The sequence below is a fragment of the Marinirhabdus gelatinilytica genome (genome assembly GCF_003353425.1).
Taxonomy (GTDB): domain Bacteria; phylum Bacteroidota; class Bacteroidia; order Flavobacteriales; family Flavobacteriaceae; genus Marinirhabdus; species Marinirhabdus gelatinilytica.
The window spans coordinates 138858-156568 of the sequence record NZ_QRAO01000004.1 but is presented as its reverse complement, the minus strand read 5'-3'; the positions used below and the strand labels follow the sequence as shown (position 1 = coordinate 156568).

The 17711-nt window shown below is 42.3% G+C and carries 18 protein-coding genes; 9 read left to right on the top strand and 9 right to left on the bottom strand.

What is annotated here, in order from left to right; translation table 11 throughout:
- The first annotated feature begins 44 nt into the window (after positions 1–44).
- From C8D94_RS12020 to C8D94_RS12010, 3 genes are all read left to right on the top strand, one after another.
- Complete coding sequence (locus C8D94_RS12020) at positions 45–599, top strand: hypothetical protein (protein ID WP_115124205.1); 555 nt, start codon at positions 45–47, stop codon at positions 597–599.
- Positions 600–687: 88 nt separating this feature from the next.
- Complete coding sequence (locus C8D94_RS12015; protein ID WP_115124204.1) at positions 688–1164, top strand: DUF4199 domain-containing protein; 477 nt, start codon at positions 688–690, stop codon at positions 1162–1164.
- A gap of 100 nt (positions 1165–1264) precedes the next feature.
- Complete coding sequence (locus C8D94_RS12010; protein ID WP_115124203.1) at positions 1265–4273, top strand: T9SS type A sorting domain-containing protein; 3009 nt, start codon at positions 1265–1267, stop codon at positions 4271–4273.
- Positions 4274–4386: 113 nt separating this feature from the next.
- Here C8D94_RS12010 and C8D94_RS12005 read toward each other — a convergent pair whose 3' ends face one another.
- Genes C8D94_RS12005 through C8D94_RS11995 form a run of 3 tightly spaced genes read right to left on the bottom strand, consistent with a single transcriptional unit; the run spans position 4387 to position 7142 of the window.
- Positions 4387–6009, bottom strand: a complete 1623-nt coding sequence (locus tag C8D94_RS12005; RefSeq protein WP_115124202.1) for a hypothetical protein — start codon at positions 6007–6009, stop codon at positions 4387–4389.
- The gene (locus C8D94_RS12000; protein WP_115124201.1) at positions 5981–6613 is read right to left on the bottom strand and encodes a hypothetical protein; all 633 of its coding nucleotides are present in this window, start codon (positions 6611–6613) and stop codon (positions 5981–5983) included. Before C8D94_RS12000 ends, C8D94_RS12005 begins: the two co-directional genes overlap by 29 nt.
- Positions 6597–7142, bottom strand: a complete 546-nt coding sequence (locus C8D94_RS11995) for an RNA polymerase sigma factor (RefSeq protein ID WP_115124200.1) — start codon at positions 7140–7142, stop codon at positions 6597–6599. Before C8D94_RS11995 ends, C8D94_RS12000 begins: the two co-directional genes overlap by 17 nt.
- Before the next feature lie 150 nt (positions 7143–7292).
- Here C8D94_RS11995 and C8D94_RS11990 point away from each other — a divergent pair, with 150 nt between their 5' ends.
- On the top strand, positions 7293–7850 hold the full coding sequence (locus tag C8D94_RS11990) for a DUF2383 domain-containing protein (protein WP_115124199.1): 558 nt from the start codon (positions 7293–7295) through the stop codon (positions 7848–7850).
- 79 nt (positions 7851–7929) lie between these two features.
- Here C8D94_RS11990 and C8D94_RS11985 read toward each other — a convergent pair whose 3' ends face one another.
- Complete coding sequence (locus C8D94_RS11985) at positions 7930–8358, bottom strand: organic hydroperoxide resistance protein (protein ID WP_115124198.1); 429 nt, start codon at positions 8356–8358, stop codon at positions 7930–7932.
- A 91-nt stretch (positions 8359–8449) separates the two neighbouring features.
- Between C8D94_RS11985 and meaB the strand changes: the two genes are divergently transcribed.
- A complete protein-coding gene (gene meaB, locus C8D94_RS11980; protein WP_115124323.1) occupies positions 8450–9529 on the top strand; it encodes a methylmalonyl Co-A mutase-associated GTPase MeaB in 1080 nt (359 codons plus the stop codon).
- Here the strand turns inward: meaB and C8D94_RS11975 are convergent.
- Positions 9522–10463, bottom strand: a complete 942-nt coding sequence (locus C8D94_RS11975) for an NAD-dependent epimerase/dehydratase family protein (RefSeq protein WP_115124197.1) — start codon at positions 10461–10463, stop codon at positions 9522–9524. The two genes, meaB and C8D94_RS11975, sit on opposite strands and share 8 nt — an antisense overlap.
- Before the next feature lie 140 nt (positions 10464–10603).
- On the opposite strand from C8D94_RS11975, the gene C8D94_RS11970 reads away from it, so the two are divergent.
- The 3 genes from C8D94_RS11970 to C8D94_RS11960 are packed head-to-tail and all read left to right on the top strand — an operon-like array spanning position 10604 to position 13630.
- The gene (locus C8D94_RS11970) at positions 10604–11362 is read left to right on the top strand and encodes a glycosyltransferase family 2 protein (RefSeq protein ID WP_245946302.1); all 759 of its coding nucleotides are present in this window, start codon (positions 10604–10606) and stop codon (positions 11360–11362) included.
- Positions 11356–12000, top strand: a complete 645-nt coding sequence (locus tag C8D94_RS11965) for a lipid-A-disaccharide synthase N-terminal domain-containing protein (RefSeq protein WP_115124196.1) — start codon at positions 11356–11358, stop codon at positions 11998–12000. The genes C8D94_RS11970 and C8D94_RS11965 overlap by 7 nt, the downstream gene beginning before the upstream one ends.
- A complete protein-coding gene (locus C8D94_RS11960; protein WP_245946301.1) occupies positions 11981–13630 on the top strand; it encodes an ArnT family glycosyltransferase in 1650 nt (549 codons plus the stop codon). The genes C8D94_RS11965 and C8D94_RS11960 overlap by 20 nt, the downstream gene beginning before the upstream one ends.
- Before the next feature lie 85 nt (positions 13631–13715).
- Here C8D94_RS11960 and C8D94_RS11955 read toward each other — a convergent pair whose 3' ends face one another.
- The 4 genes from C8D94_RS11955 to C8D94_RS11940 all read right to left on the bottom strand — a co-directional run bounded on the left by C8D94_RS11955 (position 13716) and on the right by C8D94_RS11940 (position 17296).
- Positions 13716–14285 (bottom strand): phosphatase PAP2 family protein, encoded by a 570-nt coding sequence (locus tag C8D94_RS11955; RefSeq protein ID WP_115124194.1) that lies wholly within the window; start codon positions 14283–14285, stop codon positions 13716–13718.
- Positions 14278–14508 (bottom strand): hypothetical protein, encoded by a 231-nt coding sequence (locus C8D94_RS11950; protein WP_115124193.1) that lies wholly within the window; start codon positions 14506–14508, stop codon positions 14278–14280. Before C8D94_RS11950 ends, C8D94_RS11955 begins: the two co-directional genes overlap by 8 nt.
- Positions 14509–14597: 89 nt before the next feature.
- Positions 14598–15803 carry a Periplasmic ligand-binding sensor domain-containing protein gene (locus C8D94_RS11945; protein WP_115124192.1) on the bottom strand — a complete coding sequence of 402 codons (1206 nt, stop codon included), beginning with the start codon at positions 15801–15803 and terminating at the stop codon, positions 14598–14600.
- Between the two features lie 119 nt (positions 15804–15922).
- Complete coding sequence (locus C8D94_RS11940; RefSeq protein ID WP_115124321.1) at positions 15923–17296, bottom strand: MATE family efflux transporter; 1374 nt, start codon at positions 17294–17296, stop codon at positions 15923–15925.
- Between the two features lie 76 nt (positions 17297–17372).
- On the opposite strand from C8D94_RS11940, the gene C8D94_RS11935 reads away from it, so the two are divergent.
- The gene (locus C8D94_RS11935) at positions 17373–17711 is read left to right on the top strand and encodes a hypothetical protein (RefSeq protein ID WP_115124191.1); all 339 of its coding nucleotides are present in this window, start codon (positions 17373–17375) and stop codon (positions 17709–17711) included.

Here is a 17711-nt window from a genome sequence, read left to right as displayed (position 1 = left end):
TTTTTTTTGGTATCTTTTTTGTGATTATTCCAGTAAAAAATACAATGAAAAAAATAGTTATACTACTCACTTCATTCTTACTGTTGGCTTGTAGTGCTGACGATGCTTCGGTTACAAATGAAGAGGTGACCTTATTTGTGAACCATTATAAAACTACATCGGTTTTAAACGGAACCCAATTCTTGATTCAGGAAAACGGTGCTATTGGCAGTGATACATTTCAGGGCACAGCATTTATTTCTAATTTCGACTTCGAGCCTGGTTTCACCTATACTGTTTCAGCAGAAAAGATCACAACAAAAAACGCGGGTACCGATGCTACTACGGTTTCTTACAAAGTAATTTCAGTAAACCAGAAAGAGCCAGTTTCCCCTCAAACCAGTTTTGAAGTTCCTATTGCCCGTTTTGTAAATGGTGTTGGGTATGTTTCGTTTGTTCAGGACGTTTCAACAAACACGTTCTTTTTAAGCGGACAGATTGAATTTGATTGTAATACCCTTTGTTCAAACATACGGGCTGCTATCCAAAACCAGGAACCCATTACAGGCAGTTTTACCCACGGTGTGGAAGGAACTTATATATTGCAAGCGCTTTATTGAAATTATAAGAATCATAAATTAAACAGCATTCGGGAACGTAAATTTTCAGGATGCTTTTTTTGTATCTTGCCGTACTAATACTTACCAAATGAAAGCTATAAAAATAGAACTGAAATGGGCGTTTATATTTACCATTACCATGCTGGCTTGGATGCTGTTTGAAAAAACCCTGGGATGGCACGACGAGAAAATTGCAGACCATTATTGGCTTACTTTACTTTTTATGCCATTTGCAATTTTAATGTACGTTCTGGTCATGCGCGAAAAAAGGAGAAGGCACTATGATAAAAAAATGACGTGGCTCCAAGGGTTTTTAACCGGTGTAAAGATGACTGTTTTTGTCACCCTGCTCTCGCCTTTGGCCCAATATATAACCCACAATTATATCACCCCTGAATATTTCAACAATGTGATAGAATATTCGGTCACCAACGATGTGATGACGCGTACCAAGGCCAATGATTATTTCAATATCAACAATTATATATGGCAATCGGCCATTGGTGCTTTGGGCATGGGGTTGGTTACTTCGGCGATCGTTGCCATTTTTATGAGAAGAAGCTAATAGGCCATTAACCGTTCATTAACCGACCGTTAACCGAGCATTAACTCAGACACCTCTTTATTCTATATAGGTTTGTTGCATAATCAAAACATATTATGCGATGAAACAATTAGTTACGCTCTTATTTCTCTTCACCACCATCTTGGCAAGTCAAGCCCAGGATTGCACTATGGCAGCCACCATTCCCTATTTTGAGGATTTTAGTGCAGGGACTCCAGATTGCTGGACCTATGAAGATACTGACAATGCAAACCCTGTTTGGACCTACAACAATGGTGTGGACATTACAGGAAACGGAACCAACGACCCCGTAATGGTTATGATCCCACCAAATGTAGGAACCACCCAAAAAGACGATTGGGCATTTACCAGAAAACTGGATTTAACAGCTGGCAACGAATATGTGATTGAAATAGATTATAACGCCTTTAATCTTGGAAACGCAACGGCTTCTGAAAATTTTGAGTTGGTAATTACAGATGCTCCCAGCTCTACAGCAACTTTTTCCACTGTTTTGGGAACCTATAACGACTTTTTACAACAAGGAACCTTCCCCGGCCAGAACGACGGAAACGACATTAAAAATCAGGCATATACCGCTTCCGAACTTTTTATTCCTGCAACATCGGGAGAGTATTATGTAGCGATCCACGCCCTTGGAACAAACGGTGCCGAAGGTGGGGGATTTTTTGTTTTTAATGCATCAGTAGAAGATATTACCATTAATTGTAACGCTGCGACAGTACCGTACTATGAAGACTTCAGCACAGGGAACCCACCTTGTTTTGCTGTTGAGGATACCGATGGTATACTGCCCGTATGGAGCTATAACGATAGTGTAGATATTGACGGGGACGGCACCAACGATCCTATTTACAGTAACATTTCACCGGGTGTCCAATTTCCAGATAAGGACGATTGGGTATTCTCACGAGGCGTAGCACTAGAAGCTGGAACCACTTATTATCTATCTGCCCACTACAATGCAGTAGACCTTGGGCAAGCAACCTCTATAGAAAATTTTGAATTTTTCGTGCTGGACGAACAATCTTCCACAGCCCCTTTTCAACAGTTATTGAATACATATAACGATATAACCCAGCAAGGAGAGTTTCCAGGGATGAACAATGGTAACGATTTGAAGGCCCAAGCCTATTTAGCTGAAGAAGGATTTACGCCTACAACTACAGGCACATACTACGTTGGGGTACACGCAATAGATGCTTCGGCAAGTGGAGGTGCTTTATTGTTGTTCGATGTTGGTGTGGATACCCAGCCTTCCGTCCCATTGTGCAACGAACCAGCTACCATCCCTTATACTGAAGATTTTAGTGATGGAACACCTGACTGCTGGGAATATGAGGATGCTGATGCACAGACACCTGTGTGGGCATTTAATGACACGGTTGATATAGACGGAGACGGAACAAACGATATGTTTGTGAACGTTATCCCGAACAACGTGAGCCAACTAGAAAAAGACGATTGGGCATTTACGAAGGGGTTGGCATTGAACAGTGCCAACGAATACAAAATTGAAATAGACTATAACGCCCTCAATCTAGGTAACCTTACAGCTAGTGAGAACTTTGAGTTGGTCATTACAGATGGACAAAACAGCGGTGCGATAGTTGAAACGCTTGCCACCTTCCAAAACATCATGCAACAAGGAGAGTTTCCGGGAATGAACAATGGAAATGACCTGAGAAGTATGGCATACACAGCTTCTGAAACATTTACACCGCCCACAACGGGAGAATATTTTGTGGCTATCCACACAACAGGCACAAACGGAACTGATGCAGGAGGCTTTTTGGTTTTTGATGTTTCGGTAACCTTGAACATTCCACCTAGCGACGGAGAACTTATTATCCTTCCCACCACCGGGTTTGTTTCCAGCGTAAACTACAACGGCTCAGCTGCTGCAGGATACGACACCCAAACACACTTTTTATGGAACGAAACAACAGGTTTTGAAACTATTGGCGGAGTAGTTCCTGCCCCTGGAATTGGAGGGAAGACAGGAATATCGGACGATGGTCTTACCATTGGTGCCAGCTCGCTTAACACCACTAATAACCTTATTGAGTTGAGTATGTATGATGTAGCCACCCAAACCTGGACACCCCTTGGTGGTCTGGGAGGCGATGATGGTATTGAGGCAAGCTCTAGCCACGCAATCTCCGGAGACGCAAGTACTATAGTTGGCCTTGGATATACTGCCGGCACAAACACACCACACGCCGTTCGGTGGACAGAGACCGAAGGGGTTATAGATTTAGGTTCTACTGTAGCTGGTGCGTTTTCTAGGGCAAATGCCACAAATCTGGACGGTACCATAATAGGAGGCTGGCAAGATACCGCTTCTGGATTCCGTCAGGGAGCCGTTTGGACAAATGGGGTACAGCAAACTATAGATACTGCCAATGGTGATCCCGTAGGAGGTGTAGAAACCGTTTCCAACGATGGTGCTTGGGTAGGCGGCGAAGGTAGTTTTGCCAACAACTTTCAAGCGTATCTCTGGAGTGAGGATTCTGGTTTAGTAAATATAGGCCCAGCCTTGACTCCTGGGTACAGAGGATTTACCACAGGATTGAACGAAGACGGAACCATTGCCGTAGGAAATTATAGACCCAATGGGGTCCCTGCCGTATTTGGAGAAGGTTTTATCTGGACCGAAGCTTTAGGCATATTAAACCTGAACGATTATGCCACCACACTTGGTATAGACCTGCAAGGGGTTAATTTATCCCTTCCTCTCGATATATCGGCGGACGGCACTACTATAGTGGGTACCGGAAAGGATAGCAATGGAGATTCTGTAGGGTTTGTCTTAAAACTTGAGCCCACGATCTTAGATACTGAAGATATTACAGCAAACACACAGTTTGCCATCTATCCCAATCCAGCTGAAAATGTATTGAATGTAAAGGGCGATACAACCATAGATTCGGTTACCATATATTCCATTACTGGGCAGCAAGTTTTATTTACTGAAATTGCTGCACAAGAGAAGGCAGTTACTATTTCAGCACTACGTGCAGGGATGTATATTGTGAATGTTGTAGCCGGAGATAATTCAAAATCCTTTAAGCTACTGAAGAAGTAATTATTCCTAATTAAAAGTAGCAAAGGCCCCGGAAGAAATTTCGGGGTTTTTCGTTTAGCATAAAAGTTAAAGATGTACGCAAAAAGGAAAGTAACAATGGGGCATTATTCATATTATTGCAATCGTACATTGCTATAATTGGCGTTGATCGTGAGAGAGCGTGGGGCGTCTTTTTTACTGTTGAAACCCCGAACCAGGATTCTTCCGTATTCTTTAGAGTTTGTAGCTTCCAGCGACTTAGGGTATTGCAAGGTTGATTTTCTTCCGTTGAAGAAAAAAGTATATGAGGTACTGGGCAGGTCTATGGTTGCATTGGTGTCATCCAGCACAAGATCGATCGTAGTAAAGTTTGATGAGACATTGTTCACAAAAAGACTACCAATGAAGCCCTTAACATACGCTGTCTTTTTAAGTTCATTTATTACCACGTTGCTAGAACTGGTTTGCAAATTGATATTATTTACCGAATTCAGTTTACAGTTTTCCACATATTGTATTGCCAGTGCCCCATCACCCCAATAGTTCACATGTACGGGGGCATAAGCAGCATTGATGAGGGTTTTCCCCCCATCAATACTGTTTGCTGTTAAAGCGGCGTAATTCAAGGTTGCTCTAACATTGGTCACATCGGCCATTTTTATTTCACCGTGCCGAACATTGATATCGGTCTTGGTATTCTTGGGCATACGTATAATTATGGTCTTTTTTACCTTTTTGTTGGGTTTGTCCAAAAGACCGCTCTTAGTGTTTGAAGATCTGATGATGGTGGTCTTGTTACCATTCTCATCTATAATTTCTTCTTTTTTGTAGTTGCCATCAAACTGTTTTGCCCACTCTTCGGCTTCCTTTTCAAACTGGGCGCCCCATTTTTCCATATCCTTACCAAAGTTCTCTCCCCAGGCTTCCATTTGTTTTTCGAATTGTTTCCCAAAGTTTTCACCCCAAGCTTCCATACGTTTCTCAAAGTCGGGACCAAAGTTTTCCTCAAAGGATTTCCCAAATTGATTGCCCCAATCTTCCATTCGCTTTTCAAGGTCTTCGCTCCAAGTATCCAAATCCTTTAACCACTTGTCGGTCTCTTTAACCGTGGCATTGGCACCGTACTTCTTGTTCAGCTTGTTTACATATGCTTTTTTGTCTTTTTCATAAGTATCCCTATCAAAAGTGAAGGATGCTTTGTCCTTATAATTGAAGCGCTTATAAGAGTCGCCCTTTTTTATAATAGCGTTCTGCTCTCCAAAGGGCCACATCGGCATGGCTTCCATTTCTGGGATTTCCGGAACGTTAATGTTCCAATCTGCAGTGAAGATCTCTCCAAGCTCGCCAAGCCCTTCAAGGCCTTTTAATGCTTCAAGGCTGGACATATTTACGAGGCTACCCAGATTGTCCAACGAGTTTAGGCTACCCAGGGTTTCAAAATCGCCCCAAAGGCTTCCACTGTTGGAGGTTATGTTCACTTTCTTGCTGTTCCCCATCACATCAAATTTCCAGTTATCGAAAATTTCCTGTTTTTCCTTTTCTGAAAGGTTTTCACCCTCCACAAATGCTTCTACCTCAACCTTATCCTTGTTCCACGTTTCAAAAACCACATTGGTGTGGGAGGTGTTCACGTTCACTACGGCATCTTCAGCCACGGTAAAGGTTTCTTTATAGGAATTTTGTGCAAGGACAAAACCACCACAAAAAACTAAAACTGCATAGACAAGGCTACGCTTGTAAATTGTTGAATTTTTCATTGTCTAAATTTTTAAGTTCTTTTAATTTGTTTTTAAGCTTGAACAGCAAATCCAAACGAAGTTTCAAATTATCAATCAATGCGTTGATGGTGGCCTCTGTAGGGCCTGTCTCGGTTAATTCTGTATTTAAGCGGTTGTACTCTACATCCAACGCTGCGATACGCTTTTTATAGGCTTCAATAAGTTCCTTGTTATCGTCATTTTCATTGAGGGATGCCAGTTGCACGTTAATTCCCGTGAGGTAAAAATCCTCTACCTTTTTTAGGTCTGGTGAAAGGTCGCCCAATGTGAGTTTGGGTTGTTTAAGGATCTCAGTAGCCTTTATCTCATCGGTTCCAGCTTCGGTTGTACTATTGTCCATATTGGGTCCACCGTTAAAGTTTGAGGTGTATTGGTACCCAAAAAAGCCCGCTGTGAGCATCACAACGGCAACGGCTGCAATCTTCATCCAAAAGAAAGGTGCGTTCGTGTTATCTGTTTTCTTTTCAAGTGTTTCAGGAAACTGGGCTTCCAGCTTCGCCAAAAACCTATCCTCGTGCCCTGTGGACATTGCCTCGGTCTTTTCAGGACGTTGTTTCAGTAAATCTCTAATATCCTGTGCCATAGTGTAAGTGTTTTAAATTTTCTTTCAATTTCAATTTTCCGCGGTGCAGCTTTGTTCTGGAGGCGCTTTCAGAAATGTTGAGCACCTCGGCTATTTCTTGATGGTCATAGCCTTCCAGAAGGAATAATTTTGTAACATCGCGATAATTATCGCCCAGATTTTCAATGGCCTGCATCACTTCATCCACGGTGGTCTCATCCGGCACATGCCAGTCTGTTTCATCTTCTGCAATACGTAACGTTTCGTCATACAAGGGTTCTGTCTCCAATTTTTTTGCCTTTATGGCATCCAGGCAGGTGTTTATCACGATTCTTTTTAACCAAGCACCAAAGGTGACGTCCCCTTTAAACTGCTCGATTTTTTTGAAGGCTTTGATAAAACCTTCCTGTACCGCATCTTCTGCGGTTGCCTTATCCTTCATATACCGTAGGGCAACAATATACATCCCGTCGCAATACTGCTTGTATAAAGCCAATTGCGCCTTGCGGCTGTTCTGTTTACATTGTTCTACGAGTAGTTGGTTGGACAAACTCTGGATGGTTTTTTGGTTGCTGTTCGGGTAAAGGACGAGAATTTTATGGCAGTGTTTCAAACGTTAACGAAATTTTAGTGTTAATTAACGTAATGCTGAAACTTTCGATTATGGTTTTATCGTACATTTGGTTAAATCTAAAGATACATGAAACAGAAATACCCAGATTTTAACAAGCTAAACCGCTTACTGGTTGCTTGTTTCGAAGCAGAGAAGCTGTACTATAACGCAGCCGAAGACGCACAGACAACCGAACTGAAGCGTTTCTTGAATTTCATGGCCGTAGAGCGAAACCGCATGGCAAATACCATAAGCAGTGAATTGAGTTCGAGAGATATCGAGCCTTTAAAGCTGGATTCAGAAAAAGGGCACCAGGATCGTACTTGGGAAGAGATAAAAGAAGCATTGGAACATTTCAATTCTGAAATCATCATTAAACAATGTATCGCACGCGACCTGAACAATATTAAACGATATGATGAGCTTATAAACAACCACCAATTGCCCGAAATCACCTTGGGAATTCTCTACAAGCAGAAACAACAGTTGGAGTGGTACATAAAACAAGCCGAAGCACATAAAACAAATCCAACGCTAAAAAGTCCCAACAATAGGGACGAGGCACTCCATGGAACTCCACCCCCAAAAGAGCAGGAAAAAAAAAGGGATGAGCAAGGAAGAATCATAAATTTAAAGGCAATGTAACTTTTTCTTGCCTGTATACATTTACAAAAGCCTTTCAGAAATTTCTGAAAGGCTTTTCTCATGTTTAACCAATACTGGATTATTCATCCAACATTAGGTTTAATGTAACCGTTATATTATCTCGAGTAGCTTTGGAGAACGGGCATATTTGGTGTGCAGATTTTACCAACTTCTCACCTGTTTCCTTATCCACACCAGGGATAAAGCAATCTAAGGTAGCTTCTAAGAAAAAGCCATCATCATCCTCACAAAACCCGATCGTAGCGGTAACGCTCAAATTTTCACCGTCAATATCAATATCCTTATTTTTGGCAATTGCTTGTATAGCCCCTCCAAAACACGCTGCATATGCACTGCCAAACAACTGCTCTGGATTGGCTCCATCGCCTCCGTCACCACCCATACTTTTGGGCACCGAAAGATTGAGGTCTATTGGGCCATCCTCGGTAGTTACGTGTCCCGCTCTACCGCCTACTGCTGTTGAGGTTGCTTCATATAAAGTTTTCATTATTTGGTTTTTTAAATTAATACAACTCAATATACTACCGAAAATGTGCTTTTAAAAATGTGTATTCATAAATTTGTCATAAATTATGGCTATGGCAGCGCAGGATAAAAAATCTAAGGCATTACAAGAAAAAGATGGTGTGGAAGCACCCCAGAGTTTTTCAGAAAAGGCTGCCAAAGCCCTACGGAAAAAACGTAGTATATCCCCTTCTGCTGAAGAACTGACACAACGAATTCTTCAAGGAAACAACACCGCCCTGAGCCAAGCCATCACGATAATAGAGAGCACCGCAAAAAAACATAGCACGACTGCTGAAGCTATTATAAAAAACTGCTTACCCCACGCAAATAAAAGTGTGAGAATAGGCATTACAGGAGTTCCTGGCGTTGGCAAAAGTTCCTTTATTGAACGTTTTGGATCGCTACTCACAGAGAAAGGAAAGAAAGTTGCCGTGCTTGCCGTAGACCCAAGCAGCTCGGTAAGTAAAGGCAGTATTCTGGGCGATAAAACCCGTATGGAAGAACTGGTTAAAAATCCAAATGCCTTTATACGCCCCTCGGCAAGTGGCACCTCGCTGGGAGGTGTTGCAAGAAAGACCCGGGAAGCTATTATCTTATGTGAAGCAGCAGGTTACGAAATCATAATTATCGAAACCGTGGGTGTGGGACAAAGTGAAACTGCCGTACACTCGATGACCGATTTCTTTTTATTACTGAAATTAGCCGGGGCCGGGGATGAGCTGCAGGGCATTAAACGCGGCATCATGGAAATGGCCGATGCCATTGCCATTAACAAAGCAGATGGGGAAAACCTGAAAGCAGCTAAACTCGCCAAAACCGAATTTAACCGTGCCCTCCACCTCTACCCGCCCAAGGATAACGGCTGGATACCCAAGACACTTACATGTTCGGCACTAGAAAATGAAGGGATCAAAGAGATTTGGGACTTGATTGAAAATTATATTTCCGAAGCCAAGGAAACCCACTATTTCCAGCACCACAGAAACCAACAAAATAAATTCTGGTTGCTACAGACCATTGAAAGCAGGTTAAAAACAGATTTCTACGAAAACCCAACTATAAAAGAAGCTCTGGAAGAACAAATTGGATTGCTGAACGCAGGAAAAGCAACGCCTTTCCAAGCGGCTGAAAGGTTGTTGGGACTTACATAAAATTCTCCCGAAACCACGCCACCTGTGCTTCCAGACCTTCCTTTAAACCTGTCTGTGGGTTGTAGTTCAACAATCTTCTGGCCTTATCGATATTGGCCTTGGTACGGGATTGGTCTCCAGGGCGTGGGGGTTTGTTGGCTACCGTAATGCGGTGTCCCAATATATCTTCAACCGTGGCTATACCCGTGGCGGTGGTATTCTCTTCTTCGGTTCCCAAATTGAAAATCTCGGTGTTGCACACATCGGTGTGGTCCATCACACTCACAATACCATCTACGATGTCCTGCACATAAGTAAAACTGCGAAGATGCTTTTCACTCCCTTCGTACAGCGGGAACGGTTTATTGTTAAGTCCGCAGCCTATCAAACGTGTATATAGCTTATCGGGGCGTTCGCGGGGTCCGTACACCGAGTATAAACGCAACGAGGTCCCCTCCAACAATCCTCGCCGTGTGTAAGCCAAGACCAATTGCTCTGCGGCCAGTTTTGTGACTCCGTACCAACTAGCGGGCAAAGGTGCTTCATCTTCGGTAAGTGTGGCGTGCAAACCATAAATAGAGGATGTAGCAATATTCACAAAAAATGGCTTGTTCTCAAGTGTTTCCAAGACGTCCAACATGCGCTGGGTTGCCTGAAAGTTATTACTGAAATAAGCCTCAAAAGTACTCGTGGCACTAATTCCCGGCTGGGCAGCAAAGTGGAAGACAAACGAAATTTCTTCGGTAATGATGCCTGAAAGATCATCGGTCCTAAGATCAATTTTTTGAACCTCGATGCCTTTGTCAGCAAGCGTTTTGGCATTCATCTTTTTCAGGGAGACATCATAATATTCTGAAAAATTATCGATGGCCACTATTTCGTGGCCCATTGCGTGTAAACGTTCTGCCGTGTGGGAACCTATAAATCCTGCAGCGCCTGTTACGAGTATCTTCATTAAAAAAATTGAAAGTTTAGATTTCAAAAATAAGACTTTGAAACATTAATTTTAGGATTCGCAAATGTTTTCTTCTACAGTATCTTTTTACTTGAGATTGAAATTCTAGCTATAACTTCAAAATTATAATCAAGTCCTAGTTGAAAGAAAATAGTACTTTTGCACCCAAAGCCAACGCCTTGCAAGACTACCAATTTACCATTATCGTGCCCGTGTATAACGAAGAGGAAAACCTTCCAAGGGTTGAAAAAGAATTGCTGGCGTATACCAAGATCGCTTCAAAAAAAACGGGGATCCTTTTCGTGAACGATGGCTCAAAGGACAATAGCCAAGCGCTCATAGAAGAAACCTGTACCCGAAACGAAGGGTTCAACTATATCAGTTTTAAGGAAAACCGAGGATTGAGCGCTGCCATTAAAGCAGGTTTTGACCATGTGGAGACACCCTTGCTGGGGTATATTGATAGTGACCTACAAACGGCCCCTGAGGATTTCAACCTCTTATTGGAAAAAATTGGAGAATATGACCTTGTCACTGGCGTACGCGCCAACCGAAAGGACAAATTTGTAAAGAACATGTCCTCCAAAATCGCCAACGGGATACGCCGTGCGTTTACCAACGACGGGATGGACGACACGGGTTGCCCACTAAAAGTGATAAAGACAGCCTATGCCAAGCGCATCCCCATGTTCAAAGGACTGCACCGCTTTTTGCCAGCGATGATCCTGTTGCAAAATGGAAAAGTACTGCAAGTACCCGTACAACATTTCCCGCGTATTGCCGGAAAGGCCAAGTTTGGTGTTTGGAACAGATTGTTGGGGCCGTTAATGGATTGCTTTGCCTATCTCTGGATGAAGAAAAAATACATCAACTACGAAATAAAATCTAAAGGATGCTAGAGGCCCTAAACTATATCACACTGATTGGTTTTGTGGGTCAAGGATTGTTCTTTTCGCGCTTTGCGGTACAATTGTTCCTTTCAGAAAAGCAGAAAAAAGTTATCACCCCTTCGGTTTTTTGGAAGTTGAGTTTATTGGCCTCGGTCATCTTTTTTGTGTATGGGTACCTACGGGAAGATTTCTCTATTATGTTGGGGCAAACGTTTACCTATTTCATTTACATACGAAATTTACAATTGCAGGGCGAGTGGAAAAAGCTACATAAAATATTTCAGATCTTTTTATTTGTATTCCCTGTCTTTATTGTGGTATATGCCTATAACAATGGTATTTACGACCTAAACAAACTACTGGGCAAGGAAAACATTCCCACTTGGCTGTTGGCCCTGGGTATTGTGGCACAATTGGTATTTATTTGCCGCTTTATCTATCAATGGATCACTTCCGAAAAAACAAAAACCTCCCACCTCCCACTTGGATTTTGGCGTATTAGCCTGGCTGGCTCACTCCTTATCTTGACCTACTCTATCTTTAGGGAGGACATTGTATTGTTTCTAGCACACAGTATTGGGATGTTGGTGTATATTCGTAATATTTTTATCTGGAAAAAACAGGTTCGTGAAGAAACTACAAAATAACCATATACTGCTATTATGTGTAGCGTGCATCGCTATTTTCTTCGTGAATCTAGATGCCTTGTACGTAAATATCATGGAGGCCCGCAATTTCACCACGGCGCGAGAAATGTTGCACGATGGCAATTGGTTGCTCACCACCTTAAATGGTGAACCCCGCTACCAAAAACCACCACTGCCTACGTGGCTCACGGCCATTTCGGGGGCTATCTTTGGGTTGAAGAGCCTCACCGCCATGCGGCTCCCAGCAGCATTGATAACCTTGTTTTTGGTAGTCACCACGTACAAGTTTGCCGAACGTTTCAGCAACAACAGAACAATAGCATTTATAGGTTCGCTCATACTTGCCACATCCTTTTACATCATATTTTCGGGACGAAATGGCCAGTGGGACATTTTCACCCATGGGTTTATGATGGTGTGTATCTATCAGCTCTATCTATTCTTTACTTCCGAAAGGATGAAATACCAACGCATCCTTATTGCTGCATTGTTTTTTGGTGCCTCGTTTATGAGCAAGGGACCCGTTTCGCTCTATGCGCTGCTGCTACCGTTCTTGATTGCTTTTGGGGTGGTTTTTAAGTTCCAAAACCTGAAAAACGAGATACTCCCCTTAGTAGTTTTTGTTGTTGTTTCCTTACTGCTCTCAGGCTGGTGGTACTGGTACACCTACACTTTTGATACTGAAGCCGTAGCTGAGATTACTCGCCGCGAGACAGGAAATTGGACCAGTTACAACGTACGGCCGTTCTATTATTATTGGAGTTTCTTTACCCAAAGTGGGGTGTGGACCATTCCAGCGTTTATCGGTCTCTTGTATCCGTATCTCAAAAACAGGGTGAGCGATAAAAAAGGGTATAGATTCACTTTTTTATGGACAATGGCCTCAGTGATACTGCTCTCTATAATTCCTGAAAAAAAATCGCGCTATCTTTTGCCGGTACTTATTCCATTGGCATTGAACACGGCCTACTATATAGAATATCTATTTCTGAAATTTGCCCAACTGAAAGACAGGCGAGAGACCATTCCCGTGTATTTTAATTTTGGGCTCATTGCTACCATTGGAATTGTGTTTCCCATTGGTGGTTATCTATTTCTGAAAGATGCGCTGGCCGGGTATTGGGTTTGGTTCATCTTGCTTTCGGCTGCGTTATTAAGTGTGGGGATTTATCTCTTATTAAACTTACTGCGGAAAAAGATTCGTGCCGTTTTTTATGGAACCATTGTATTCATTGCTGTGATCATGTGTTTTGGAATGCCCATGGCAAAAGCACTCACGATCAATCCCGAATACAACCCACTTTCCGAACTGAATGATTGGCAAGCACAGAACAACAATATTCCCGTATATGAATTTACCTATTTCACCCCCGAGCTTATCTGGGATTACGGAAAACCCATCCCAGTAATCATGAACTTTGGTATAGAAAACCTTCCGAAAGAAGAAAGTTTTGCCGTACTGGTTGCCCAAGAGGATACTGAGAAGTTCAAAAAAATGTTCGCGGACCGAAACTTCCAAAAAGTGGAACGCTACGATATGAATGCAAAAGCCCCAGGTGAAAGCTCCCATAGGACCAGACTGTGGAGGGATTTGTATGTAGTTACTTCGGTCACTTCGATACAATTTTAAATTTTTGAGCGGTGCTTAAAAATTTAAAATCACTCAGTAACCTTAGAATCTTTAGTTGGTTAAACAGGGTTAATGCGTAATTTTTTTACGTTGCAAACTTTCTTCTTCCCCATAACTGTATGTTGTAAAACAGCCAGCCCAGCAGTCCACCAAAGAACATTCCCGTAATAATATCCAATGGATAATGAACCCCAAGATATATACGGCTATAGGCAGTTAGTACCGCCCAAAAAAGTAAAAGGAATGGCAGGTATCTGTACCATTTTTGCAGGATGAGACCCAGGAAAACAGCGGCTCCCATACTACTGGCAGCGTGTGCAGAGAAATAGCCGTAACGTCCACAACCATCTGCTACAAAGCGCATAACTTCCTGCAAAGTCTCTACCCTACACGGTCGCGGGCGTTGAAAAAGTACGTATTTAAAAAGGTTGGCCAATTGGTCTGTTGCAGTGATGAGCAATGCTGCACATACTAAAATTACCAAGGTCCCTTTTAATTTGAAGTGTTTGTAAATCATGAACAGCAATACAAGGTATAGAGGGATGGACGACCATTTTTCGGTCACGAAACGCCAAAATCCGTCCCAGCGATCGCTTCCCAAGTTGTTCAGGAATAGAAATAGTTCGGTATCGTATTCCAAGAGTTGTTCAATCATCTTCGTAGCGTGCTACTTCGCGGTCGTAAAATTCGGTTGCCTCTTTTATGTAGTTTTCTGCTTCGGTTTCCAGTTCTTTCTGGTCGTGATTGTCAAATTCCTCAAGCCATTCCACTTCATCATTTTCAAGATTGATGACAAAACGGGGGAATTCAGTATGTACTACGTAGATGGCGTTGGGAAAATCGGTATTGTCGCCTAGGATATATTTTGGAAGCTCCATAGATTGGGTTGCTAAAATTTCAGTGTAAAATTACACAAAAAATCCCGAGCTATGCGCCCGGGATGTAGTTCAAAATTTGAAAGAGCCTATTATTCCTTTACAATTTTCCTAATAATATGTTTTCCATTTGAATTCGTAAATTTCAACAAGTAGATCCCCGACGTTAGTCCTGTGAGAGAAATTTCTGTTAGGGTCTTATCAACTTTTTGGGCCTTAATGGATGCTCCTAGAGCATCATATATTGCAAACTCACTAACCTGAAAGTTGTCGGTTTGAATCTTAACTATATCAACAGCGGGGTTGGGAAAGATTTTAAAGTCTGGATTTTCCAAAGTGATGATACCCAGCGTTGGGTTATACACACTAACTCCTTGCCAAGTAGAAAATACCATATTTCCTTCTGCATTTTCGGCAATGCCTCGTATCCTGTTACTGGACAAGCCGTCTGCTTCGGTTAACTGTAAAAAATCAGTTCCATCAAAGATGAACAATCCCGCACTCTCGCCTCCAAAATAAATATTTCCGTTACTATCGCTCTCAATTTTTCTTATTGCATCTGTTACTTCAGTGAATGTGGTAAAAGTTGTGCCATCAAAACGAGTGACACCCGGGTTATCAAACTCAAATCCTCCAAACCAATAATTTCCATCTTGGTCTTGATGTACTGCAAACAAATCATTAGTAACAAGACCATCGGTCACTGTAAATCTTGTGAAGTTAGTTCCATCAAAAGTAAAGGCACCATCGGTGGTAGCTAACCAAGTAAGCCCACTGGCATCTGTTAGAACTTCTCTAGGAGCTCCTGTGAGTCCTTCGTTTGGTCCATAATTGACAAAGTTTGTGCCATCAAATCTTGATAATCCATTATTGGTGGCTATCCAGATATCTCCATTGGTTGCTTCGGCAAAATTGAACACATCAGGCCCTGCAAGTCCATCTACTGTAGTATAATTTGTCCAAGATGTTCCATCGAAGATTTCAAAACCTTCGGCATCTACATCTAAAAACAACCCAAAATACAGGTCTCCAGAAGTACTTTGAAAAACCCCTCTATGCTGAAATCCCACTGAGCCATCCGTAGGCCCATAGGTTTGCCATGTAGTTCCATCAAAGGATGCAATTCCTGGTGTACCATCTACAGCCCAAGAGGTGACCCAATAATTATTGTTATCATCTACTATAAGGTCTGCCAACAAGGCTTCAATCCCAATATCGTTTAAAGAATAATTTGTAAATGACTGTGCATTTACAACAAGTGAATACATACCTATCAATACGAGTACTAATTTTTTCATGATTTTAGTTTTTTGGTTACTAATACCTCGAAACTATTGGATAACCAGCACTTTAACAAAGGGTTTATCACCTGTTTTATGAATAAGGAGTCGTTATTTATAAATGAAGATGCACGCTTTTATGACTCTATGGTTAGCTTTTTGGAAAGGTAATGAAACCTAACAAACAACATCAGCCCAGAAGCCGTAAGACCCGCTAGAAGGCCAATCCATATGCCAGAACTTGCGTAAGCTGTGTGCATACTCAAATAATAAGAAATAGGAAACCCAATGCACCAGTAAGCGATAAACGTGATTACGGTAGGTATTTTTACGTCCTGCATCCCGCGCAGGGCACCCAGAGCTACTACTTGTAAAGTATCGCTTATTTGAAACACTGCTGATATGAGCAACAATTTTGCAGCAATGGAAGCCACCTGAAAGTTATCTACCGCTTCCAGTTCGTTATCGTAGTCTAGATACAATTTAGGCAGTGCCTCATGGAAAAGCACAAAAAGCAGTGCAAAAACAACTGCTAAGATCGTAGAGATTAAAAATATGGAAAGTGCAATGCGGCGTAATTCTATAAAGCGTTTCAGTCCTTTCTGGTTGCCCACCCGTATCATTGCTACTACACTAAAGCCCATGGCCACCATAAAAGTCATAGAAGATAGGTTTAGCGCAATCTGGTTGGCCGCCTGTGGGTTCTTCCCCAATATCCCTGAGAGCCAAATAGCACTGGTAAAGATGGCAACCTCAAAAAACATTTGCAATGCCGACGGAAAACCCAAACTGAGGAGTTTCTTCAGCATTTTTTTAGAAAGAGAAAACAGTTTTATATGCAACACATAGTCCTTTGCCTTATAGTGCCTTGAGAGGACAAACCATAAATATCCTACCATAATGACCCGGGAGGCCAAAGTCCCTATTGCCGCTCCCACTACACCCAGTGCTGGCATCCCGAACTTCCCAAAAATAAAAATATAGTTTAAAACTATATTTACCACATTGGCGGCAATGGTAGCGTACATAGGATATCGCGTTAACGACAACCCATCGCTAAATTGCTTAAAAGCCTGAAAAACAATGAGCGGTACCAACGAAATGGCAACGAGGTTTAAATAGGGCATAGCCAAATCCACAACCTCTGGCGGCTGGTCCATAGCGTACATCAATGGCTTAGCAATAAAAACGGTTAAAAAAAGTAGCACCCCCAACACCGAACACAAAAACAACCCATGCTTGAAAGCAGATTTTCCCGCATCAAAATTGTTTTCCCCATCGGCCTCGGCAACCAAAGGAGTGATGGCGGTGGAAAAGCCAATTCCCAAACTCATGGCCACAAACATAAAGCTATTGCCCAGAGATACCGCAGCCAGTTCTGCTGTTCCCAACTGTCCCACCATAATGTTATCTACCAGCTGCACCACCGTATGCCCCAACATTCCCAAAATAACAGGAGTAGCCAGACGGATGTTGTATTTAAATTCTTTGGTATATTGCTGGAGCAAAATGCGGTGATTTTTGGCAAAGTTAGAAAACCGCTGTCCTAAAAAAAGCACTTAGCGCATATAAATTTTTTGAACTACTATGGAAAAACATAGAGACGGCATTCGCATTTATCTTATCATCATAAGCATAGTTTGGTTTATTTCCCTGTTCCCCGCTCTGTTCATGGCAATGTTCTCTCCCATGATGTTCGATGCCCCGGGTTCTGAAACCAGCTCTTGGACCATCGCGGCAGCCAGTGTTATGCTTAGTTATCCGCTTGTGGCAGTGCTGGGAATTATCTTTTCTTGGGTCTTTTTTGCGAAAAACAAATTGAAAACCGCACTGGTCTTTAGTTTACTGCCCGTAGTCTGGATAGGGCTTAACATTAGCATCTGGGTGTGTATTGAATTGTTCTGCGACGGAAAATTTACGTGCTAA